The organism is Agrobacterium sp. NPDC058088 (genome assembly GCF_042885035.1).
In the GTDB taxonomy this organism is placed as follows: Bacteria; Pseudomonadota; Alphaproteobacteria; order Rhizobiales; family Rhizobiaceae; genus Agrobacterium.
Genome location: NZ_JBHVSU010000003.1, coordinates 389828 through 411292, shown reverse-complemented (window position 1 = coordinate 411292; position 21465 = coordinate 389828). Strand labels below are relative to the sequence as shown.

Sequence of the window (21465 nt, the reverse complement as noted above, 5' to 3'; positions counted from 1 at the left end):
AAAATGAAAGCGCCAAAACGACCGACGCTCAGTCCAGTGAATGATAGCGTCCGTTCTGGTAGAGCAGCGAATGGCCGGAGCCGACACGGATCGCTTCCACCTTACCAATGACGATGACGTGGCTGTGACGCTCGATCGCCTCTTCGATTGTGCAATCGATCGCGGCTACGGCATCTTCGAGAATGGGTGCGCCACTCGCCAGCTTTGTCCACTCCGCACCGCGATACCGGTCCGCACCCTTGAGGCCGCCGATACCGGCAAACTGGTTGGCAACGAACTGATGGTTCGCACCGATGATGTTGACGGCGAAATGACCGAAACGCTGTACCACCGGCCATGTGGACGAAGAGCGGTTGAGCCCGACAAGGATTCGCGGTGGGTCGACCGACAAAGCGGTGGCCGATGTCACGGTTGCACCCGTTCGCTCATCCCCTTCGCCAGCGGTAATGACGCTGACGCCGCCGCCGAGCGTCCGTAGCGCCGCCTTGAGGCTATCGGCATCCGCCGCCCTGCCGGCGACCGGGTCGCGCAGATTGATGAATTGTTGGTCCTTGGCCGCATATTGCAATGTCATCGCGTGGCTCCTGAAACAGCTGAATTGTTCAATAGCTAGCAGCGGTGGCGGGGGCTGAAATAGACATCGTTTTCCATAATCGTAATATTCTATAGAAATAATGTTTTATATGATGCCGTCGCCTTGTGTCCCTCTGCAAGCTTTTGGTGGATGGATCAGGATCCGGACACCAGCTTGACGTTGCCGCCATGGCCGCCACCGCCGAAAACCTGCTTGGCGCCGAACGATGAGCGGATCTCGTTTCGCGGCCCGCCAAGGCCGATTTCCGGGAACAGCAGTTCGGACAGGCGGTAGGCTTCCTCGAGATGCGGATAACCGGAGGCGATAACGGTATCGATACCGAGCTCCTGATATTCCCTGAGCCGTGCTGCAACCGTCTTGGGCGAACCGACCAGCGCGGTGCCCGCGCCAGACCGCACGAGACCGATACCCGCCCACAGGTTCGGAGAGACCTCCAGCTTGTCGCGGCGGCCATTGTGCAACGCCTGCATTCTGGCCTGCCCGACGGAATCCGATGCCTTGGAAAAAACCTCCTGAGCAGAGGCGATGGCCTCATCAGAAAGCTTCGAGATCAGCCTATCCGCATCGGCCCACGCTTCCTCATCGGTTTCACGCACGATGAAATGCAGACGGATGCCGAAGGTCACCTCACGGCCCTTTTTCGCGGCGGCCGCGCGAACCTTGGCGATTTTTTCCGCCACCTGTGCGGGCGGTTCGCCCCAGGTGAGATATTTGTCGGTGAGACCAGCCGAAAACTCGATGCCGGCATCGGAGGAACCTCCGAAATAAAGCGGCGGCCGCGGCTCCTGCACCGGCGGCAGGCCAAGCCTGGCACCCTGCGCCTTGATATATTTGCCGTCGAGATCTCCCTTGCCGGTCTCGATAAGCGAATTGAACACCTGGAAGAACTCGTCGGCGTGGTCGTAACGCTCGTCATGCGGCAGGAAGATGCCGTCACCGGCCAGTTCCTGCGCGCTGCCACCGACGACGATGTTGAGCAGCAGCCGGCCGTGGGAAACGCGATCGAGCGTGGAGGCAAGGCGCGCATAATAAGCGGGCGATGCGACACCCGGCCGGATGGCAACGAGGAACTTCAGTTTTTCGGTATAGGCAGCAAGATTGGCCGCGAGGATGAAAGATTCTTCGCAGGCGACGCCGGTGGGGATAAGCACGCCGGAATAACCAAGCCGATCGGCGGCCTGTGCGATTTCACGGAAATAGCCCGGATCGGAAGGACGCGACAGATCATCCGAGCCGAGATAGGAACCGTCACCGGAGGTGGGTATGAACCACAGGAAATCGAGTGGCTTGTCGTGCTTGCTCATCGGCAGGTCCTTTGCAATCCGCCCCTCGGGCGATGCGGGTGTGATGATGAAAGGGTAACCGGTTCCCCAGCGCGTTTAAGAAATTTTGTTCCAATTTCCATCCATCACGGGGAGTTTCTCTCCCGGTTGAATGGAGTCCAAAGGATAAGGAGCGCTCGTGCTCACAAGACCGGGTAAAAGCCCAGCAGAGCAAAGTTCATTTCGCAGATCTCTTCCCGCTCAAGTTCGAGATCGCTTTTCCCCTGCCGGATGCGGCCGGAGTGCTCCAGCGGGTTAAGATGAACCGGTTCTTGTTCGCGGGGCTGACGCCGGGTCAAACCGAACAGATCGAAAGTAAACACATGAAGTCCCTGCGGCATGTGCGCCTCCTTTGCTCAACTCCGCCTTATCCTCCGGCGGCCGGCGAAAATCGTCAATATTTTCCATAAAATTACTGTTCTATAATTGATGCTTCGCCGGCAAAGGTGGACCAAGGATGTCGCTGTGGGAAAAATTCCGTTTCAGAGCACGCCAGCGTCGCTCTGAAGATGCAGACCCTGTATCGCCGGCAATCCGTGCAGTCTCGATCCAGTGGTGGCCTTTTCAGCAGTCGCTTTAAGACGGTCGAAAAGCCCGTAACCTCCCGGCCACCGGCCAAAACCTGCGGCAATGTTGATGTGCCCGACGGCGCCAAGATTGACGAGGTCGCTTCCCCAGCTGGTGGCGGTGCGCGCCAGCTCTTCAGGGCTCATATAGGGGTCGTTCATGCTGCCCACTACGAGACTGGGAAAAGCAAGCCGCTGCCTTGGAAACGCGCCGAACCGGACGATACAGGGGTGAATCGCCTCCACCCGGTCCAGATGGGCGGGAGCGACCAGAAGCGCGCCCTTGATTTTGGCAGCCGAAAGTCGCGACGCCATATTCGCCACAAGCAGGCAACCAAGGCTGTGGGCAACGATATAGGCACTTTCAACCGCGGTCAGCGCGGCCTCAAGACGGTCAATCCAGTCTTCGAGAACCGGGCATTGCCAATTGTCCTGATCGACCAGCTTAGCCTGAGGGTCATCCAGCAACCAGTGCCGCTGCCAATGCCCCTCATCCGAACCGTTCAGACCGGGGACAATCAAGGTGGTACACATGCCTACTCCGTGGTTTGCGGGCGATGTGTTCCAAGAATGGCGAATCCGGTGATTCCCGTCGACTATTGCCTTGCTCTCCTTCGCGAGCGACGGGGAAAATAAGACCATGTATTAATAGAAGCGTAGAAAACGGGTTCTCACGGGGGTTTGCGTCGTCCAAAAAACGGAATCTTTTATCTCAATTTTTTACATGGAAAATATGTGCAATTTTGGCAAAGTCTGAGCAAAGCTTTTCCGCGACCGCATGCCAAAAGAAACGCCCCTGCTTGGCCGCACCGACGCAGCTTTGCCATTCTCGCTCCATCGGAGGTTTTGCCCTCCCAAACCGGATGTTGCAGCGGCAGGTTCCTCCTTCGCGCGACAAACCGACAATTCAGGCGGATGATGTGAGCAGCAAGACCGAATTTCTATGGTACATTCCCAATGACGTTAAACCCGGGCATCGTGGCGATGCCGTCAGCGACAACCATAACAGCCTTGATACGTTGACCAGCCACGCAAAGGCACTGGAAAATCACGGCTGGAAAGGCGCTCTGATCGGCACCGGCTGGGGTCGGCCCGACACATTCACGGTGGCGGCCGCCCTTGCGGCGCGTACAACCACGTTCGAGCCGCTCATCGCCATCCGCCCCGGCTACTGGAAGCCGGCTAACCTCGCATCGGCCGCCGCTACGCTCGATCAGCTTTCCGGCGGTCGCGTGCGGATCAATGTCGTCTCGGGTCGCGACGAGCTTGCAGCCTATGGCGACGAGGAAGGTGATCAGGCGCAGCGTTACGCCCGCACGAAAGAGTTCATGCGGCTGGTGCGGCGGCTCTGGACGGAAGAAAATGTCACCTTTGTCGGGGATCATTTCCGGGTCAACAACTCGACCGTTTTGCCACGGATCGCCGCACGCGCTGATCGGCCACATCCGAAGCTTTATTTCGGCGGCGCCTCCCAAGCGGCCGAGCAGGTCGCCGCAACCGAGGCAGACGTGCAGCTGTTCTGGGGCGAGCCCCTCGCCGGTGTGGGCGAACGGATAGAAAGGCTCCGGCATTTCAGTCAGACGCTTGGCCGCGACCTGCCGCCGCTGCAATTCGGCTTGCGGATCACCACGCTGGTGCGTGAAACGACGGCCGAGGCATGGCGTGACGCGGAAGCGAAGGTCGCCGAAATGGCTGCAAATAATGGCGTGCGCTGGAATGACCATCTGCAGGGTATAGCGGTTGGCCAGCGGCGGTTACTGGATTTGCACCATCAGAGCGACGTGCTGGACGACAATCTTTACACGGCACCGGGTAAATTCGGCGGCGGCGGTGCTGCAACCACATGGCTGGTGGGTTCGGCGCAGGATGTCGCCGCCTCACTGCAAAAATACCGCGCACTTGGCATCACCCATTTCATCCTTTCCGACACGCCCTACCTGAAGGAAATCGAAAGGCAGGGCGACAGGCTGTTGCCGCTGCTGCGGGATTGATGGGGAGACGATGCCGGGCGATCTTGCAAAGGCAAGCCCGCCCGGTGCCTTTGCCATCAACCACCCGCCGCCTTGATGCTCTGACGGCCGAGAATCGCGCGGATCATATGGCTTTGCGGCGCATGCGCCCTTGCCGTGATGGCATCGCGGTGATGGCGTTCGAGATTATAATCCCGACGCAGGCCGCGATTGCCACCAAGTTCCAGTGCCAGATCGGTCACTGCCACCGCATTGTCGATCACCACGTGGCGAACAGCGAGCGCATCCGTTCCCACCCTTTCGCCAGCATCGATATCGCGGGCGATGGAGAGAAGTAAACGCCGGTTTGCGGCAAGAAGCACTTCGATCTGGCCGAGGCCTTCCTGAATACGGGGAATGGAAGAGAGCGGCGCACCGAGGCTTACCGGAACATGACCATTCAGATGGCGCAACAGATCATCCCGCGCCGAAAGCGCTACACCATGATAAACGGAAGCCAGAAGCGCGAAGAAATTATAGCCATCTACCTCATCGCGCCGCAACGGCTCGTCGGCTGGCTGTTCGGCAACGATATCGGCCAACGGCACCCTGACCTCCTCCAGCACCAGATCATGGCTGGCGGTGGCATACATGCCGGTCGCCTCCCATGCCTTTTCCTGGGCTATGCCCGTCGCATCGAGCGGCACCAGAAGCTGGATCAGGCGCGGCGTCTCTTCCGTCGTCACGGCAAGTACGATCGCCCATTTGAGACCCGGCAGGCCGGTGACGAAACTCTTTCGGCCATTGACAACCCAGACATCGCCTTCGATCCGCGCCGTCGTTTCCGGTAGGCCGCCATGGGCCGGCGAACCAACCCCCGGCTCCGCCTGCGCATTGTTCAAAAGCGCCGGTTCCCTGCTATTGGCAGTCAGCACCCTTGCAGCAAGTGCTGCCGGCCACTTCCCCCGCCGAATTGCCGCATGGACGCTGTAATGCATGGCGAGGATGAGGGCAGTCGACGGATCCCCCTTCGCGATGGCTGTAATAACGGCATGGGCCGTTTCCATGCCCTCGCCCCAGCCACCATCCTTCTCAGCCGTAACAAGACCGAGCAGGCCTGATTTGAAAAGCGCCCCGAAATTACCCGCAGCGAATTCGCCGCTTTTGTCGTGGTCCGCAGCCGTCAGGCTGAAATCTTCGGCGAGCGCGGTTGCAACGGCGACAGGATCGGCCCGCTGCGCCGGCGTGTTCGGAACGGCGGAAAGTGCAACGCTCATGCCACCGCCCTTTCGTTCACCGCAACGAAACGATCATCGATCCAGTCTGCAAGATTGAAGTCGTTTTCAAGGAAGCCCCACTGGTGCAGGAAGTCCTTGTAATGGCCCACGGCACCGACAAGGTCGGCATCGAGTCCGAGGCCAAGATGGCGGTGAACCTCCGCGCCGTTGGCGGCCAGAACCTGTTCTTCCGTCGCGCCAGCCTCACGCGCGATGAAACGACGCGTCTCCTCGGGGTGCTGCTCCGCCCAGAGCGAGGCCCTGGCGATGGCGCCTACCAGCCGCTCGACCAGATCGGGACGCTCATCGGCAAGCCGCCCATCAACCGTCAGTACCCGGGGCGAACCGGAATTGATGCGTATTTTCGGATCGGGGTGAAAACCGAATTCCGCAACCTGCACCGCGCCGATCAGGTTCGCGGCGGCAATGCCGGCCGTTCCCTTGACAAAAATCGCATCGACTTCGCCACGCAGGAGCGCGATGATCTCCTCGCCGAAGGATTGCCGGCGTTTCAGGCCGAACAGCGACGGCCCTTCTTGTGACGCCAGCACCGAATCCTTGATGACAATATCCTTGAGTTCGACCTCCTCTACCTTCAGCCCTTCAAGCGAGAGCGCCGAAACGATGCCCTTCAGCGCCGTCGCCCGCATGAAATCGACTATGCCTTCCGGCCGGCGCGGCACGCCGAAACGGCGACCGACGAGATCGGCAAGCGAACGGATACCGGTTTCCGGCAGGGTGATGATCGCCTGAAACTCATCCGTCCAGGTCACCCCGATGAGACGCGTGTTGCGCCCTTCCGAGCGGGCACGGACGGGCGGTACATTGCCGCCATGGCGGAACGACCATTCCAGCGTGTGGTTGAAATGGCTCTGGCGAACGGAGCGGTCAGGTGAGTCGATGATGGATTTCAGCGCGATACCGACCTCCTCGAAGGTCTGCTCGAGATAACCCGGCTGTGCCGCAAGCCCCACTGGCGTGGGTACCGGGCAGCGTGTGTACCAGATTTCAGAAAGTGACGTGCTCATGGAATGGCCTCAATGAAACGATGGGACCGGAAAGCGAAGCTGCGGCGCCCGTCGGCTGAAGGGAGACATTCCGGCCCGCCGCTAGGGCGAGCCGGGTCTGGTGAGACGATCAGGATGCGGCGATATGCGCGAAAGCGAGGCTTCCCGCCACACCTTCGGCACCAATGGTGTGATCAGCTATGCGCTTGTTGTAGATGGTGATTTCAGGTGCGGCGACGATGTCGATGGCCGGCACGTCCTCGACGAGGATCTGCTGGATCTCCTTCCATTGCGCGACGCGCTTGTCGGCGTCGATCTCGATGGCGGCGGCTTCAAGAAGCGCATCCACCTTGGGATTGCTGTAGGCCGCGCCATTGGAGAAAGGCACACCCTTCTTGAAGTTCTTCGACCAATAAAGCCGCTGCACACCGACGGTCGGATCGAAGAGATTGCTCATGCCCTCATAGGCAAAATCGAAATCGCGATCCGTGTAGATGCGCTTGGTGTAGGTGGCGAAATCCTGGGTGCGCACCGTCACATCAACGCCGACTTTCGCCAGCGCCTGGCGAATATAATCCGCACCGCGCGGATAGGCCTCGGTGCTCGGCACGTAATCCAGATTGAGCTTGAAACGGATGCCATCCGCACCGCGCTTGTATCCGGCCTCATCCAGCAGCGCTTCGGCCGCCTTCAGATCAATCGGATAGGTCTTCAGATCATCCACGAACCATTTCGTCAGCTTCGGATTGATTGGCCCGGTGATGGTCGCGCCATAACCGTAATTAACGGTGTTGAAGATGACGTTACGGTCGATCACATGCGCGAAGGCGCGACGGACGCGCACATCCTTGAACACTTCCTTTTCTAGATTGAACTCTACGCGGCTGACGGAATTCGAATATTGATAACCGTTTGTCTCAAAACCGAGGTTGGGAAGCTCTTTCAGGCGGTCGAGATCGCTATAGGCGACCGGCGTGCTGGGGGCGAGATCGATCTCGCCGGTTTCGATGGCAATCGCGCGGGCGGAAGCATCAGGAATGAAGCGAACGATGAGCTTGTCGAGATAGGGGCGCGGTGCATCCCAATAATCGGGATTGCGCTCGAAAACGATATGGCTGCCGCGCACCCATTCCTTGAACTTGAACGGGCCGGTGCCAACGGGTGCCAGATTGACCGGGTTTTCGGTCACTTTCGTCCCTTCGTAGAGGTGTTTCGGCACGATCGGCGTTTCGGCGGCGGCGAGCGCCGTAATCAAATAGGGCGCGGGTTTGGAAAGCACTAGAACCGCCGTCAGCTCGTCCGGCGTCTCGACGGCAGTCAGATTGAGGAATGTGTTGCGTCCGCGCGGGTGCACTTCCTTGATGGCATTGATGGAGAACGCCACATCGGCGGATGTGAAGGGCTTGCCGTCATGCCATTTTACGCCGGGTCTCAGCTTGAAGGTGTAACGCAGGCCATCCGGACTGACGTCCCATGATTTTGCCAGAAGCGGTTTGGGATTAAGGTCGAAATCATAGGTCAGCAAACCCTCGGTGACCTTCGGTGATATATAGACGGAATTATAGGCCGTGTGTGCGATCGTCGTCAGCACCGGCGGTTCCGATGAAATCAGCAGCGTGGCCGTGCCGCCGCTTGCGGGCTCTGCCGCGCGAAGCTTCAGCCCAGGCAAAGACACCACGCCAAGGGCGACCGACGCCAGCAGAAATCCCCGCCGCGTCGTCTGGTTGAAAACAGTCATGTGATACCCACTCCTTGATTGAACCGGCGAAAGACCGGAGAAACTGAACCCTTGCGCTTGGGAAGAAGTTTGTTCCTCGGACGAGAACGAGATTGGGATAGCGAACCAACCATTCTCACAAATAGGAATTATCTTTTCTTTATGGCGCAATTTTCCGTAAATTTCAGAAAATAATTCTATTACTCTTTGACAAATTCCATAAAATTAGTCAACTAATGTCCGTGCCTTGACCGGCGGATTTGTGTTTTAACGATTGCGGACTGGAGCCGATGTCAAATTCGAAAAGGATTTTATCGCAGGCAAAACGGGTGGCCATTCAGGCCGTCCCGACGGTTCTCGGTATCGTCATTCTGAACTTCTTCCTGCTGCAGCTGGCGCCGGGCGATGCCGCCGATGTACTGGCGGCGGAAGCGGGTTCGGCGACCGTCGAAACCATGGCGGAAATCCGCAATCGTTTCGGACTGGACCTGCCGGTCCTGCACCAGCTGATGAATTATCTCGGCAATCTCGCCCAGTTCAGCCTCGGATTTTCGCCGCGCTACGGCATGCCGGTGGCTGATCTCATCGGCCAGCGCCTGCCCGGCACGCTTGCGTTAATGGGCGCGGCGCTCGGCATTGCGATTTTCGTCGGCGTGTTTCTCGGCTCGATCATGGCGCTCTTTTCCGGCAAGCTGCCAGACCGGATCATTTCGATCGGCTCGTTGATCTTTTATTCCGTACCGGGTTTCTGGATCGGGTTGATGCTGATCCTTACCTTTTCGGTGAAGCTCGGCTGGCTTCCCTCGGGTGGCGACAGCACAATCGGCAGCAGCCTCACCGGGTTTTCCGCCCTGTTGGATCGGCTGCGCTACATCGTGCTTCCTGCCCTGTCGCTGGCGCTTTATTTTCTGGCGATCTACGCCCGCCTCACCCGCGCGGCGATGCTGGAAGTGAAGTCGCAGGACTATGTGCGCACGGCCCGCGCCAAGGGTGTTTCACCGATCAGGCTGACCACACGCCATATCCTGCGCAATGCCCTTATCCCCATCACTACCATGGCCGGCATGCATATTGGCGGCCTGCTTGGTGGTGCCGTGGTGGTCGAAACCGTCTTTAGCTGGCCCGGCCTTGGCCGCCTTGCTTTCGAAGCCGTCATGGCGCGGGACTTCAGCGTTCTGCTCGGCATTCTCCTTCTCTCCTCCCTCGTCGTCATCATCGTCAATGCAGCCGTGGACCTGTTGCAGGCATGGCTTGACCCCCGCATCGGAGAAAGCCGATGAATTCCTCCCCTACATCAGCGGTTCTCGACACGGCCGAACTCGGCGCTGAAGAAACCAATCCCAAACCGAAGAAGCCGGAAGAAAAGACCTGGCCTTATATCCATGCGCCGGATGCGCTCTCGGCACGTTCCGTTTCCGTGCCCCGGCGCGGCCTGCGGCGGGAACTGAAAATCTTCCTCACTAATCCCAACGCGATCGTTGGCCTGCTGTTTCTCGCGACCGTCATCGTCACTGCGCTGATCGCCCCCTTGATCTATCCCGGCGATCCCCTGGAAATGGTGGCCCGCCCGTTCCTGTGGCCCGGCCAGAACGCGGCCTATCCGCTCGGCACAGATTCCATGGGCCGGGATGTTCTGGCAGGCATCGTGCATGGTGCGCGCATCTCGCTCACCGTCGGTGTCGTGGCGACACTGATCGGGCTCACCATCGGCATCGCGGTTGGTGCTTTCGCCGGTTATTTCGGCGGCATCATTGATGATATCCTCGTCAAGCTGATCGAAATCTTCCAGACCTTGCCCAACTTTGTGCTGCTGGTCGTGCTCGTCGCCATCGCACAGCCCTCAGTCACCACGGTCACCTCGGCGATCGGCATCATCACCTGGCCTCTGGTGGCACGTCTCACCCGCGCCGAGTTTCGCGCCATTCGCGAAAAGGACTACGTGCTTGCCGCCCGCAGCCTCGGCTATGGTCATGCGCGGATCGTCTTTCAGGAAATCCTGCCCAATGCGCTGCCGCCGATCATCGTTACTTCCTCCGTCATGGTGGCGGGCGCGATCCTCATGGAAGCGGCACTTTCCTTCATGGGCCTTGGTGACCCCAACCGCGTTTCCTGGGGTTCGATGATCGGTTCCGGCCGCGATGTCATCCGCACCGCCTGGTATCTGACCGCCCTTCCCGGCCTTGCCATCGTCTTCACCGTCATTTCGCTGAACCTCATCAGCGATGGCCTCAACGATGCGCTCAATCCCCGTTTTTCGGAGGAACGCCGATGAGCAAACTGATTGAAGTCCGTGATCTCTCCGTCAGCTTCGGCTCTGCCCAGCCCGTTAAAGGGGTCAGTTTCGATGTCAGCCCCGGCGAAATGCTCGCGATCGTCGGCGAGAGCGGCTCGGGCAAATCCCTGACGGCGCTCGGCCTGATCGGCCTCCTGCCCTCTCATGCCAAAACAGGCGGGCGGGTTCTGCTTGAAGGGCGCGATCTGCTGCCGCTTTCGGAGAAACAATGGCGTGGCATTCGGGGTCGCGATATCGGCATGATCTTTCAAGAACCGATGACCTCGCTGAACCCGGTTCTGACCGTTGGCGAACAGATCATCGAGGTGCTGCGCATCCACGAGAAGATCGACCGGCATCAGGCCCGCAAACGGGCCATCGCGCTCCTCGACCTCGTCAATATTCCCGATGCCGCCCGTAGAGTGGATGATTATCCGCACCAGTTGTCCGGCGGCATGCGCCAGCGCGTGATGATCGCCATCGGCGTTGCCTGCAATCCGAAACTGCTGATCGCGGACGAGGCGACGACGGCGCTCGACGTGACGATACAGGCGCAGATACTCCAGCTGCTCGACAATCTGCGCCGTGATCTCAACATGGCCGTCATCCTCATCACCCACGATCTCGGCATCGTGGCGCAATGGGCGGACCGGGTGATGGTGATGTATGCCGGACGCAAGGTAGAGGAAGGGCTGCCGGAACGGGTGTTCTCCAATCCCTACCATCCCTATACGCGCGGCCTGCTTGCCGCCTCGCCGCGCGCCGAAGACGGCCAGCATTATCGCGATGGGCCGCTCATCGAGATTCCCGGCTCCATCGTTTCCGCCACGGGGGAACGCGGTTGCGCCTTCCGGCCGCGCTGTCCGAGCGCCCGCGGTTTCTGTGGGCAATATGTACCACCGCTGAGGCAGATTTCAGACGGCCGTTATGCCGCCTGCCCCTTCGTTGCTCCAACATCTCAGGAGATACCCAATGGCGCTCTTGTCGGTGCATAGTCTTTCCACCCATTATACGGGCGGACGCGGCACGGTGCGCGCCGTCGATGACGTCTCGCTCGATATCGAGGCCGGTGAAACCGTTGCCCTGGTAGGCGAATCCGGTTGCGGCAAGTCTTCACTCGGCAAGTCCCTGATGCGACTGGTTGAACCGTCTTCCGGCAGGATCACCTTCAAGGGTGCGGATGTGACCGCAATGACATCGTCCGAGCTGCGCGGCATTCGCCGCCGCATCCAGATGATCTTTCAGGATCCTTTTGCCTCGCTCAATCCCCGCCAGACGGTGCGCACCATCCTTACCGGGCCGTTGAAGGTGCACGGTATAGGAGACCGGGTGCGCCAGCGGGAGATCGTTGAAGCCATCGTCGCGCAGGTGGGCTTGCCGGCGGATTCGCTTGACCGTTATCCGCATGAATTCTCCGGCGGCCAGCGCCAGCGTATCGGCATTGCCCGCGCACTTGTTCTGGAACCGGAACTGGTCGTCTGCGACGAGCCGGTCTCTGCGCTTGATCTTTCGATACAGGCGCAAATTCTCAATCTTCTGGTGGAGATGAAGAAGCGGCTTTCGCTGTCCTATCTCTTCGTCTCGCATGACCTCTCCGTGGTTCGTTATTTTTCCGATCGCGTGCTGGTCATGTATCTCGGCAAGATCGTCGAAAGCGCGCCCACATCGGAACTCTGGGCATCCCCGAAACACCCCTATACGCGCGCCCTTCTCGCCGCCGTTCCCGATCCCGCCCGCCGTAAGCAGGCGGCCCCCATTTCGGGCGATCTGCCGAGCCCGCACAATCCGCCGTCCGGCTGCCGGTTCCATACACGCTGCCCGCTCGCCACCGATCTCTGTCGCGAAAAAGCACCGGACTACACTCTTTTCGGCAAGAACCACGCCGTGGCCTGCCACCATGCCCAATAAACTGAAGGAGCAACCATAATGGTCGACTATCGCTATCTCGGACGCAGCGCGCTGAAAGTTTCACCGCTGAGCCTCGGCACGATGATGTTCGGAGGCCCGACACCGGATGACGTGGCCTTCCGCATCATCGACAAGGCGCGCGAACAGGGCATCAATTTCATCGACACGGCCGATGTCTATCATGACGGAAAGTCGGAAGAGGTCGTGGGCCGCGGCATCAAGTCCACGCGCGACCATTGGGTGCTGGCGACGAAATTCGTCAATTCCCACACCAAGGGCCCGAACCTTGGCGGCCATTCGCGCAAATGGGTGATCGAAACGGTCGAAAATTCGCTGCGCCGCCTCAACACCGATTACATTGACATCCTCTACTTTCACCGCGCCGTGTTCGATGCGCCGCTGGAAGAGCCGGTGCGCGCCATTGCCGACCTCATCCGGGCTGGCAAGCTGCGTTACTTCGGCGTTTCGAATTTCCGTGGCTGGCGCATCGCCGAAATTTCGCATCTGGCCGACCAGCTCGGCATCGACCGGCCGGTTGCCAGCCAGCCGCTCTACAACATCGTCAACCGTACGGCAGAAGCCGAGCAGCTGCCGGCGGCCAATCATTATGGCCTCGGCGTGGTCTCCTATTCGCCGCTCGCCCGCGGCGTGCTGACCGGCAAATACCAGCCGGGCGAACAGCCGGGCGCCGATACCCGCGTCGGCCGTGGCGACAAGCGCGTTTTGGAAACCGAATGGCGTCCGGAATCGGTGGAAATCGCCCAGAAGGTCGCGGCCCATGCCGCTTCGAAGGGTGTTTCGGCGGCGGATTTTGCACTGGCCTGGGTGCTGAACAACAAGTTCGTTACAGCCGCCATTACTGGCCCGCGCACCGAAGAGCATTGGGACGGATATATTCGCGCACTCGATGTGAAGATCGATGCGGAAGATGAAGCGCTGGTCGACAGCCTCGTCACGACAGGCCATCCCTCAACACCCGGTTTCAACGATCCGAGCCACCCCGTTGAAGGCCGTGTGCCGCGCAATCTTGAGTCCGCGCACCGCCCGGCGCTCAAGCCGCGCGCGGTCGCCTGATCGTCCAGAAGACCATGCCTGCGGCGCGCCGCGCCGCAGGACCTCACATCCGCTCAGGGAAAACCGCAATGTCCACTCCGAAACTGCAGACAACCACCACCGACAATTCCGGCGTACCGAGCCGTGACGAGATTCTGGCCCGGGCAAAGGACATTGCGGCTATCGCAGCAAAGGATGCGGCCCACCGGGAACGCCAGCGGGAACTTCCTTTCGATATCTTTGCCCTCATCAAGGAGGCGAAGATCGGCACGTTGCGTATCCCCGAAGCCAAGGGCGGACCGGGCGGCTCGATTGCGGACTATATCGAGGTGCTAATGATCCTCGGCGAAGCCGACAGCAATATTCCGCACGCGTTGCGCAGCCATTTCAATTTCACCGAAAACCTCGCTCTCGCACCTATTGAACTGGAAGACCGGCGGCATCTTGAACATGTGCTTGCCGGCAAGCTTTTCGCCGGCGGCAGTACCGAACAGGGCACCAAGCGCCCCGGCGAAATCACCACACGGCTGAGCGCCGATGGCGACCGTTACCGGCTGAACGGCCGCAAATGGTATGCGACCGGCACCGCCTTTGCCGATTTCGGCACCTTCAGCGCCATTGGCGATGACGAGCAACCGATCGGCGTGCTTATTCCGCTTGATCGCGCCGGCATCACCATCCTCGATGACTGGGACAGCATGGGCCAGCGCATGACGGCAAGCGGCGGTGTTCTGCTCGAGAATGTCGAGGTGCTGCCGCATGAGTTGACGACCCGAAAGCTCGGCAGCCAGATTGGGCGGCACAGCTCCGCCATGCGGCAGCTGCACCTCGCTGCCTCAGCGGCCGGCGCCGTTCAAGGCGCGCTAAATGACGGTGTGGAGTACGTATTGCGCCAGGCGCGCACCACGCTCCACAGCAGCGCCGAAACCGCCAATCAGGATCCCTTTGTTCAGAAAATGCTCGGCGAAATCAGTGCAGGCGCCTTCGCGGTGAAAACCCTTATTCGCGAAGCAGCCCGAACGCTCGACCGCACCGCGGCCGCCTTCGCCACCGGCGATGAAGAGGCTATCGAGGCGGCCTTGCTGGAAGGCTCGCTCGCCACCGCCCGCACCCAAATCATTGCCTCGCAGCTGTCGCTGACCGTCGCCACCAATCTCTACGAACTCGGCGGCGGCTCGGCGACGTCAAGCGACCGGAATTTCGACCGCCACTGGCGCAACATCCGTACGGTCTACAACCACAATCCGCTTGCCCATAAGGCGCGGGTGATCGGTGATTATTACCTCAACGGCACCACGACACATCTCAGGGAAGGCCGCGTGTTCTGACCATGCGGAAGATGCAGGCGACAAAGGAGAAGCAGCAATGAGAACGGAGTTTATCGCTCCGGCCGGGGGCCGGACAGCTTTTCGCCTGCCCACGCTTTCCCGGCTGCCGCCGCTGACAGCCCTGCGTGCCTTCGTCGTTGCCGCCCGTCATGCCAGCTTCTCGCGGGCGGCGGAGGAGTTGCATGTCTCGACCGCTGCCATCGGCCAGCAGGTGCGCATTCTCGAAACCCATCTCGGCCAGCCGCTTTTCAGCCGCCAGCGCGGTGAATTGGTGCTGACAGATGCCGGCAGCGCGCTTTATCCCGGTCTGGCGGACGCTTTCGAGACCATGATCGGCAGCCTTTCCGACCTGATGGTTTCAAATGCACGGCCGCAGTTGAAAGTTCTGGCGGAAGGTTGCTTTGCCGCGCGCTGGCTGGCGCCGCGGCTGGGCAGCATCGTTCCGGCGCTCGGAGACGTCGAACTTTCGATCGAATCCATCGAGGGCGATACCGTCGATCTCACCCATTTCGATGCCGATTGCGCCATCGTCGCCACCGCCGTCCAAATTCCCGGCTTCATTCACGAGCCGCTTTTCGCCGACACCGTTAGCGCTGTCTGCACTCCCGAGTTTGCAGCCCGCCATGAGCTTGCAGGCGAGCCCGCCCAATTGCGGGATCTCGGTTTCGCGATGTTGCGCGGCAATGGCCTAGACCCCGCCTTCGAATGGGCGAACTGGCTGCGCGCCTGCCGCATTCCGCTCCGACTTTCGGCGACCGGCCCGCGTTTTTCGCGCCAGACGGCGCTGATAGAGGCAATTTTATCCGGCCACGGCATCGGCCTCGCGCGCCACTCGCTGACTTCGGAAGAGCTGAAAAACGGCCGTCTTATCGCGCCCTTCGGCTCACCGCAGCCGACCGCCAGCCGTTACCACCTGCTGACCAGTCCTGACAGGCGGCGGCTGCCGGAGGTTGCATCTCTACTCGCTTTATTGCGCGAGGATATGCGCGCTCTAGAGGCCGCCGCCTGAACACGCCCGTCCCACCTCAGGCGCGTTCCTTTTGCGGCTCTCTCGCAACGTAAATATTGTCAGGCCGTGGCAGACCGTAATGATCACGCAGCGTGTCGCCCTCATAATCCTCGCGGAAGAGGCCTCGTTGTTTGAGGATCGGCACCACCTCGTCCACGAAGAGATCAAACCCGCCATTCAGCCATGGCGGCATGATGTTGAAGCCGTCGGCAGCACCCTCGCGGAACCAGGTCTCAATCCAGTCCGCCACCTGTTCCGGTGTGCCTGATATGACCTTGTGGCCACGCCCGCCGGCGAGCCGGTGCAGCAATTGCCGGATCGTCGGGTTTTCCCGGTCGATCACGTCGAGAACCAGTTGATGGCGGCTGCTATTCGCCTGCGCGCGCGTCGCTTCCACGGCCTCCTGCGGCAATGGCTGATCGAGATCGGCCGATGACAGGTCTATGCCGGTGATGCGCTGCAATTGCCCAAGCGAAAATGCCGGCTGGATGAGATCGTTGAAGGAGGCCTCAAGTTTTCGCGCGTCCGCTTCGGTTGACGCGATAAAAGGGCTGATGCCGGGTAAGATTTTCACGTGGGCGGGATTGCGGCCCGTGGCTGCGACGCGCCGCTTGATGTCGGAATAAAAAGACCGCGCACTCTCCAGAGTCTGATGCGCGGTAAAGATTGCCTCAGCATAATGGGCGGCAAAACCACGCCCTTCTTCCGAGGAGCCTGCCTGAACATAGACAGGCCGTCCCTGTGGTGAGCGCGGCACATTGAGTGCGCCGCGCACCCGATAAAATTCGCCATCGTGATTGACGGGATGGATGCGATCTGTTTCGGCAAACAGTCCGCTTTCCTTGTCGGCGACGATGGCATCATCTTCCCAGCTGTCCCAGAGCTTCGTCACCACATCGACGAACTCGATGGCCTGACGGTAACGATCGGCATGCGGCGGGTGCTTCTGAAGATTGAAGTTGCCGGCCGCTGCATCCGCCGAAGTCGTCACGATGTTCCAACCCACGCGCCCGCCGCTAATATGATCGACCGAGGCGAACAGCCGGGCGAGATTGTAAGGCTCGTAATAGGTGGTGGATGCCGTGGCGATGAAGCCGATTTTTTCGGTGACGGCGGCGAGAGCCGCCAGCATGGTGATCGGCTCCAGCCGGTGGCGGGCGGCATAGCGGATATTCGCATCCAGCACCGGCGCATCGGCAAAGAAGATGGCATCCAGCTTCGCCGCCTCGGCCTTGCGGGCGATATCCTGATAAAGCCTTATATCGGTGACGCGATGTGGCTCGGAATCCGGATGCCGCCAGGCCGCTTCATGGTGTCCGCCCGGATAGATGAAGGCATTGAGAACCAGCTTTTCGGCTTTTCTGCTCATGGAAATGACCTCTTATTCGCTTTGAAACGAAGGGAGGAGGCTCTACGCCTCCTTTGTCACCCAGGCTTTCGCGAGATTGCCGCTGAGACCTTCGGCCCCCGTCGCATAATCCTTGATGCGCACGCTGCCGACGACCGGTTGGATGGGAGCGACGAGATTGATGACGGGAAGATCTTTCGCGACAACGGCCTGAAACTCCTTGAAGAAGGCAGCGCGTTTCTCGATGTCAGGCTCCACCGCCGCAGCTTCCAGCAGCCTGTCCACCTCAGGATTAGAATAGTGGCTGGCATTGGAGAACGGCAGACCGATCTTGAAGTTCTTGCTCCAGTAGACGCGCTGGACGCCGGCTGTCGGATCGAAAGTATTGGAGAGGGATTCCACCGAAAGGTCCCAGGTGCGGTCGGTATAGACCACCTTCACATAGGTGGCGAAATCGAATTTCTGGATATCCGCCTCGATGCCGATTTTCGACAGAGCCTGTGCGATGAAATCCGAATAGGTCTGCGGATTGAAGGGGTTTGTGGTGACGCGGAGCTTGAAGCGCTTGCCGCCGTCCTTGCGCGGGAAACCCGCCTCATCCAGCAATTTTTCCGCCTGCGCGACGTCGAACTTGGCAAACCCGATATCGGGATTGTGGAACTTCGCAAGACCGGGGCTGATCGGTGTCGGCGATGGCACGGCGTAACCGTAAAGCACGGTATCGATGAGCGCCGGAACATCGATGGCGTGGGCAATCGCCTGCCTGACCTTCAGTTCCTTCAGATATTCGTTCTCAAGATTGATGACCAGCTGGTTCTGCTGGCCGGCATAGGCATAGATGCGGTCATCCACCTTCAGTGTCGGGATTGCTTTCAGCCGCTCCAGATCGGCGAGCGCCACCGGGTTGGGGCCAATATCCCCTTCTCCGGTTTCCAGCGCCGCCGCGCGGGCGCCCGCATCGTTGATGAGGCGGATGATGACGCGGTCGAGATAAGGGCGCGGTGCATCCCAATAGTCGGCATTTTTCTCCAGCAGGATATGGCTGCCCGGCACCCATTCCTTCAGCACGAAGGGGCCGCTGCCGATGATCTGGGCAGGCTTGGGATTGTCGGTCGGTTTGAAGGTTTCGAAGATGTGCTTCGGCACGATAGGCGATTCAGAGGAGGCGAGCGCGGTAATCAGGCCCGGCGCCGGCTTGGAGAGCTTCACCTTTGCAACAAGCGGATCGGATGTATCGACGCTTTCAACATTCGCGAACGTCGCCCGACCGCGTGGATGGGCCTCTTTTAGCCGCAGGATGGAAAATTCCACATCCGCCGATGTCACCGGTTTGCCGTCATGGAATTTGGCCGTGGGCTGGAGGTGGAAAACATATTCCAGCCCGTCCGCCGAAACGCTCCATTCCCTGGCAAGGCTCGGCTTGGGCGAAAGCTCGTAGTCATAGGTCAGAAGCCCGTCATAAATCTTCGAGCCGATGAACTGCGGGCCACCCGCGCTGGTATTGATGGCCACGAGCTGGGTCGGCTCAGGGAAATACACGATCTTCAGTGTGCCGCCCGAAACCGGCTCTTCGGCCGCGGCGAAAGACCCGCCCGGAAGTGCTACGAATGCGCCGGCAGCAAGTGCTATCTTATGAAACTGGCGTCTGGAAATGGTCATGTCTGTCTCCGAAAAATCCGATATGCGGGGTGCGGCAACTCAATGCAGCTGCGGGAACCCGTGACGCTCGGCGAGGATTTGCAAAATGCGTTTGGTGTCCTGAATGAAATGCGCCTCGCCCTTGACCGTCGCGTCGGTAGGCGCGTCGCTGGCGAAGATGAACAGCGGCAGCGACTGATTTTCCTCCCCAACGGCGGCGATAACCGCCTCACGCGGGCGCTGGAACCCGACGCGGTGGATATCGATCCCAGCGGCAAGGTCAGGAAACGCGGCAAGCAAACCCTCGATCTGGTTACAATGCGGGCAGACGAACCGGACACCGGGGTGCTTGGGGTCCTCAAAACCGGGAGCGATCAAAAAAAGCGTATCCTTGGCCATGGCATCCATCATGTGAGCGTGAGATTTCCAGCCCACAGTGCAGGCGGGCAAAGCGTGGGTCCAGAAAGCAATTCTTGCTTGGAAACGAAGAATTCCTTTGCGCTAAATTGTTGATGAAATTGATTTTTTCTAAATTTTCACGGGTGGTATCGCTGTTTCGCCCGACCTGTTTCATGCGCAAAGTTTTTCCCTGAAACGGGCGTGCCGCGCGAAGGTGCAAACAGGATGGAGGGTGGGTTTCGGCAATAAAAAACCCGGCAGAATTGCCGGGTTCTGGTGAGATGCTGTTGGCGCAAAACCTCTCCTTCGTCATGCTGAGGCCTGTCCCCAGCATCTGCAACCTGCAAGGCGTAGGATGCCGTGGCAGATCCTCGGTGCAAGACCGAGGATGACATTGAATGCGGAGAAAAGTTCGTCATAACTCTCGCGCCGCAGGGTCATCGGATTTCTGTCCTCACTCGCCTTTCCAGGCCGTCGCCAGATCGCCATAGGCAATGTCGATGGTCGTTACGAGTGATTTCAGGCTGGTGTTGCGTAGAATGACGGTCGGCAAAGCAACAATTGAGAAATTCGGCAGGTCATCGCCGACGACTTTCTGGATCTCATGGAACTGCGCGGCCCGCTTCGTTTCATCAACCTCGATGGCGGCCGCCCGGAAAAGATCGTCCACCGTGGGATTGTTATAGTGGGCGGCGTTGACATATGGCGCGGGGTTCTTGATGCCATCGGACCAGTAAAGACGCTGCACGCCCGCCGTCGGATCGAACAACCGGCTGATGCCGTTCACCGTCAGGTCGAAACCGCGCTCGGTATAAACGCGCTTGATGAAGGTGGCGAGATCGCCCTCCACAATATCAACCTTCACGCCGAGTTTGCCGAAGGATGAGCGGAGATATTCGGACGTTTTACGGAAGACGTCGGACGGCAGAAAGGCGAGCCGCAGCGAAAAGCGGGTGCCATCCGCGCCCTTTGGGTAACCGGCCTTGTCCAGCAGCTCATTCGCCTTGGCGAGATCGAAGGGATAGGTGAAGGGCTTTTCGTCATTATAGGCGGTGAAGACTGCCGGGATGTTTGAGCCGGCAGGTTTCGCAGTCCCGAAGAAGATGGCGTCATTGATGAAATCGCGGTCGATGGCATGGGCCAGCGCGTGACGCACCTCCTTCTTCGCCAGAATTGGGTTCTCCAGATTGAACTCAAACACGGCCGCATTGTTGAGATAAGCGTCGGTATAGACCTCCACAGCCAGTTTCGGATTTTGCCGCAGGCGCTCAAGATCGCTGTAGGAGACATCGGCGGTGTAATCCGCCTCACCCGTCTCCACGGAAATGGTGGTGGACGCCGCATCGGCAACGAACCGTGCCACGAAACCATCGAGGTAAGGCAGATCGGCCTGCCAATAATCCGGGTTCTTCTTCAGCTTCACGTAGCTGCCGCGTTTCCATTCCTCGAACACGAAGGGGCCTGTGCCGATTGGCGCATTGCCGTTCGGGCTTTCATTGTAGTTTTCCGAAGCATAGGCATGGGCTGGCAATATGGGCGTTTCGCCGCCCGTCAGCGCCCGCAAAAGATAAGGCGCGGGTTTGGAAAGCACCACCACGGCCGTCAGCGGATCAGGCGTTTCGATATCAGCAACGTTGGCGAAGGTGATGCGCCCGCGTGGCCCAACCTTTTTGAAGGCAAGCAACGAAAATTTGACGTCCTGCGACGTGAAATCCTTGCCATCGTGCCATTTGACACCCTTGCGCAGCTTGAAAGTGTAGCGCAGCCCATCGGCCGATGTTTCCCAGCTTTCCGCCAGAACTGGATGCGGTTTGAACTCGCTGTCGAACCGCACCAGCCCCTCCAGGATTTTGGTTGAAATGGCTCGGGTGCGCGTATTTGAATCGGAAAGCGGCACCAGCGTTGTCGGCTCGCCGAGACCCGCAAGAGTGACGATCCCGCCCTTTTTCGGCGTTTCCGCCGCCAGCGCCGGCAGGGATGGCAGCAACGTGGCTCCAGCCAGGGCGGCACTCAAAAGCAATGTCTTACGTCTTGTAATATCCATGGATGTTTCCTCTTACAGACTTGTTTTTTAAAT

Annotated in this window: 19 protein-coding genes; 8 read left to right on the top strand and 11 right to left on the bottom strand. The window is 59.6% G+C overall.

Features of this window, described 5'->3' with window-relative positions:
- Nucleotides 1–28: 28 nt before the first annotated feature.
- From ACFVTJ_RS11905 to ACFVTJ_RS11890, 4 genes are all read right to left on the bottom strand, one after another.
- Complete coding sequence (locus tag ACFVTJ_RS11905) at nt 29–574, bottom strand: flavin reductase family protein (protein WP_386907552.1); 546 nt, start codon at nt 572–574, stop codon at nt 29–31.
- A gap of 155 nt (nt 575–729) precedes the next feature.
- Nucleotides 730–1899 (bottom strand): FMNH2-dependent alkanesulfonate monooxygenase, encoded by a 1170-nt coding sequence (ssuD, locus tag ACFVTJ_RS11900; protein ID WP_386907550.1) that lies wholly within the window; start codon nt 1897–1899, stop codon nt 730–732.
- Between the two features lie 161 nt (nt 1900–2060).
- A complete protein-coding gene (locus ACFVTJ_RS11895; protein WP_386907548.1) occupies nt 2061–2258 on the bottom strand; it encodes a hypothetical protein in 198 nt (65 codons plus the stop codon).
- 141 nt (nt 2259–2399) lie between these two features.
- Entirely contained in the window at nt 2400–3017 is a 618-nt protein-coding gene (locus ACFVTJ_RS11890; protein ID WP_386907547.1) for an alpha/beta hydrolase, read from the bottom strand.
- A 386-nt stretch (nt 3018–3403) separates the two neighbouring features.
- On the opposite strand from ACFVTJ_RS11890, the gene ACFVTJ_RS11885 reads away from it, so the two are divergent.
- Nucleotides 3404–4474: an LLM class flavin-dependent oxidoreductase gene (locus ACFVTJ_RS11885; RefSeq protein WP_386907545.1), complete on the top strand. Its 1071-nt coding sequence runs from the start codon at nt 3404–3406 to the stop codon at nt 4472–4474.
- Nucleotides 4475–4530: 56 nt separating this feature from the next.
- On the opposite strand, the gene ACFVTJ_RS11880 is transcribed toward ACFVTJ_RS11885, so the two are convergent.
- The 3 genes from ACFVTJ_RS11880 to ACFVTJ_RS11870 form a co-directional block, all read right to left on the bottom strand.
- Nucleotides 4531–5709, bottom strand: a complete 1179-nt coding sequence (locus ACFVTJ_RS11880; RefSeq protein WP_386907543.1) for an acyl-CoA dehydrogenase family protein — start codon at nt 5707–5709, stop codon at nt 4531–4533.
- Nucleotides 5706–6737: an ABC transporter substrate-binding protein gene (locus tag ACFVTJ_RS11875; RefSeq protein ID WP_386907541.1), complete on the bottom strand. Its 1032-nt coding sequence runs from the start codon at nt 6735–6737 to the stop codon at nt 5706–5708. The genes ACFVTJ_RS11880 and ACFVTJ_RS11875 overlap by 4 nt, the downstream gene beginning before the upstream one ends.
- Before the next feature lie 109 nt (nt 6738–6846).
- Entirely contained in the window at nt 6847–8454 is a 1608-nt protein-coding gene (locus ACFVTJ_RS11870) for an ABC transporter substrate-binding protein (RefSeq protein ID WP_386907540.1), read from the bottom strand.
- Between the two features lie 269 nt (nt 8455–8723).
- Here ACFVTJ_RS11870 and ACFVTJ_RS11865 point away from each other — a divergent pair, with 269 nt between their 5' ends.
- The 7 genes from ACFVTJ_RS11865 to ACFVTJ_RS11835 all read left to right on the top strand — a co-directional run bounded on the left by ACFVTJ_RS11865 (nt 8724) and on the right by ACFVTJ_RS11835 (nt 16003).
- Complete coding sequence (locus ACFVTJ_RS11865) at nt 8724–9713, top strand: ABC transporter permease (protein WP_004445474.1); 990 nt, start codon at nt 8724–8726, stop codon at nt 9711–9713.
- Nucleotides 9710–10705, top strand: coding sequence for an ABC transporter permease (locus ACFVTJ_RS11860; RefSeq protein ID WP_006698433.1), 996 nt, complete (start codon nt 9710–9712; stop codon nt 10703–10705). The genes ACFVTJ_RS11865 and ACFVTJ_RS11860 overlap by 4 nt, the downstream gene beginning before the upstream one ends.
- The gene (locus ACFVTJ_RS11855; protein WP_386907537.1) at nt 10702–11700 is read left to right on the top strand and encodes an ABC transporter ATP-binding protein; all 999 of its coding nucleotides are present in this window, start codon (nt 10702–10704) and stop codon (nt 11698–11700) included. Before ACFVTJ_RS11860 ends, ACFVTJ_RS11855 begins: the two co-directional genes overlap by 4 nt.
- Complete coding sequence (locus ACFVTJ_RS11850) at nt 11678–12613, top strand: ABC transporter ATP-binding protein (protein ID WP_386907535.1); 936 nt, start codon at nt 11678–11680, stop codon at nt 12611–12613. Before ACFVTJ_RS11855 ends, ACFVTJ_RS11850 begins: the two co-directional genes overlap by 23 nt.
- Before the next feature lie 18 nt (nt 12614–12631).
- Nucleotides 12632–13687: an aldo/keto reductase gene (locus ACFVTJ_RS11845; protein ID WP_386907533.1), complete on the top strand. Its 1056-nt coding sequence runs from the start codon at nt 12632–12634 to the stop codon at nt 13685–13687.
- A 68-nt stretch (nt 13688–13755) separates the two neighbouring features.
- Nucleotides 13756–14994 (top strand): acyl-CoA dehydrogenase family protein, encoded by a 1239-nt coding sequence (locus ACFVTJ_RS11840; RefSeq protein ID WP_386907532.1) that lies wholly within the window; start codon nt 13756–13758, stop codon nt 14992–14994.
- A gap of 37 nt (nt 14995–15031) precedes the next feature.
- Entirely contained in the window at nt 15032–16003 is a 972-nt protein-coding gene (locus ACFVTJ_RS11835) for a LysR substrate-binding domain-containing protein (protein ID WP_386907530.1), read from the top strand.
- A 16-nt stretch (nt 16004–16019) separates the two neighbouring features.
- Here the strand turns inward: ACFVTJ_RS11835 and ACFVTJ_RS11830 are convergent, their stop codons facing one another.
- The 4 genes from ACFVTJ_RS11830 to ACFVTJ_RS11815 form a co-directional block, all read right to left on the bottom strand.
- On the bottom strand, nt 16020–17372 hold the full coding sequence (locus ACFVTJ_RS11830) for an LLM class flavin-dependent oxidoreductase (protein ID WP_386907528.1): 1353 nt from the start codon (nt 17370–17372) through the stop codon (nt 16020–16022).
- A 42-nt stretch (nt 17373–17414) separates the two neighbouring features.
- Entirely contained in the window at nt 17415–19010 is a 1596-nt protein-coding gene (locus tag ACFVTJ_RS11825) for an ABC transporter substrate-binding protein (protein WP_386907526.1), read from the bottom strand.
- Nucleotides 19011–19049: 39 nt separating this feature from the next.
- On the bottom strand, nt 19050–19400 hold the full coding sequence (locus ACFVTJ_RS11820) for a DUF3088 domain-containing protein (RefSeq protein ID WP_386907524.1): 351 nt from the start codon (nt 19398–19400) through the stop codon (nt 19050–19052).
- A 442-nt stretch (nt 19401–19842) separates the two neighbouring features.
- Complete coding sequence (locus ACFVTJ_RS11815) at nt 19843–21432, bottom strand: ABC transporter substrate-binding protein (protein WP_386907522.1); 1590 nt, start codon at nt 21430–21432, stop codon at nt 19843–19845.
- Between the last annotated feature and the right edge of the window lie 33 nt (nt 21433–21465).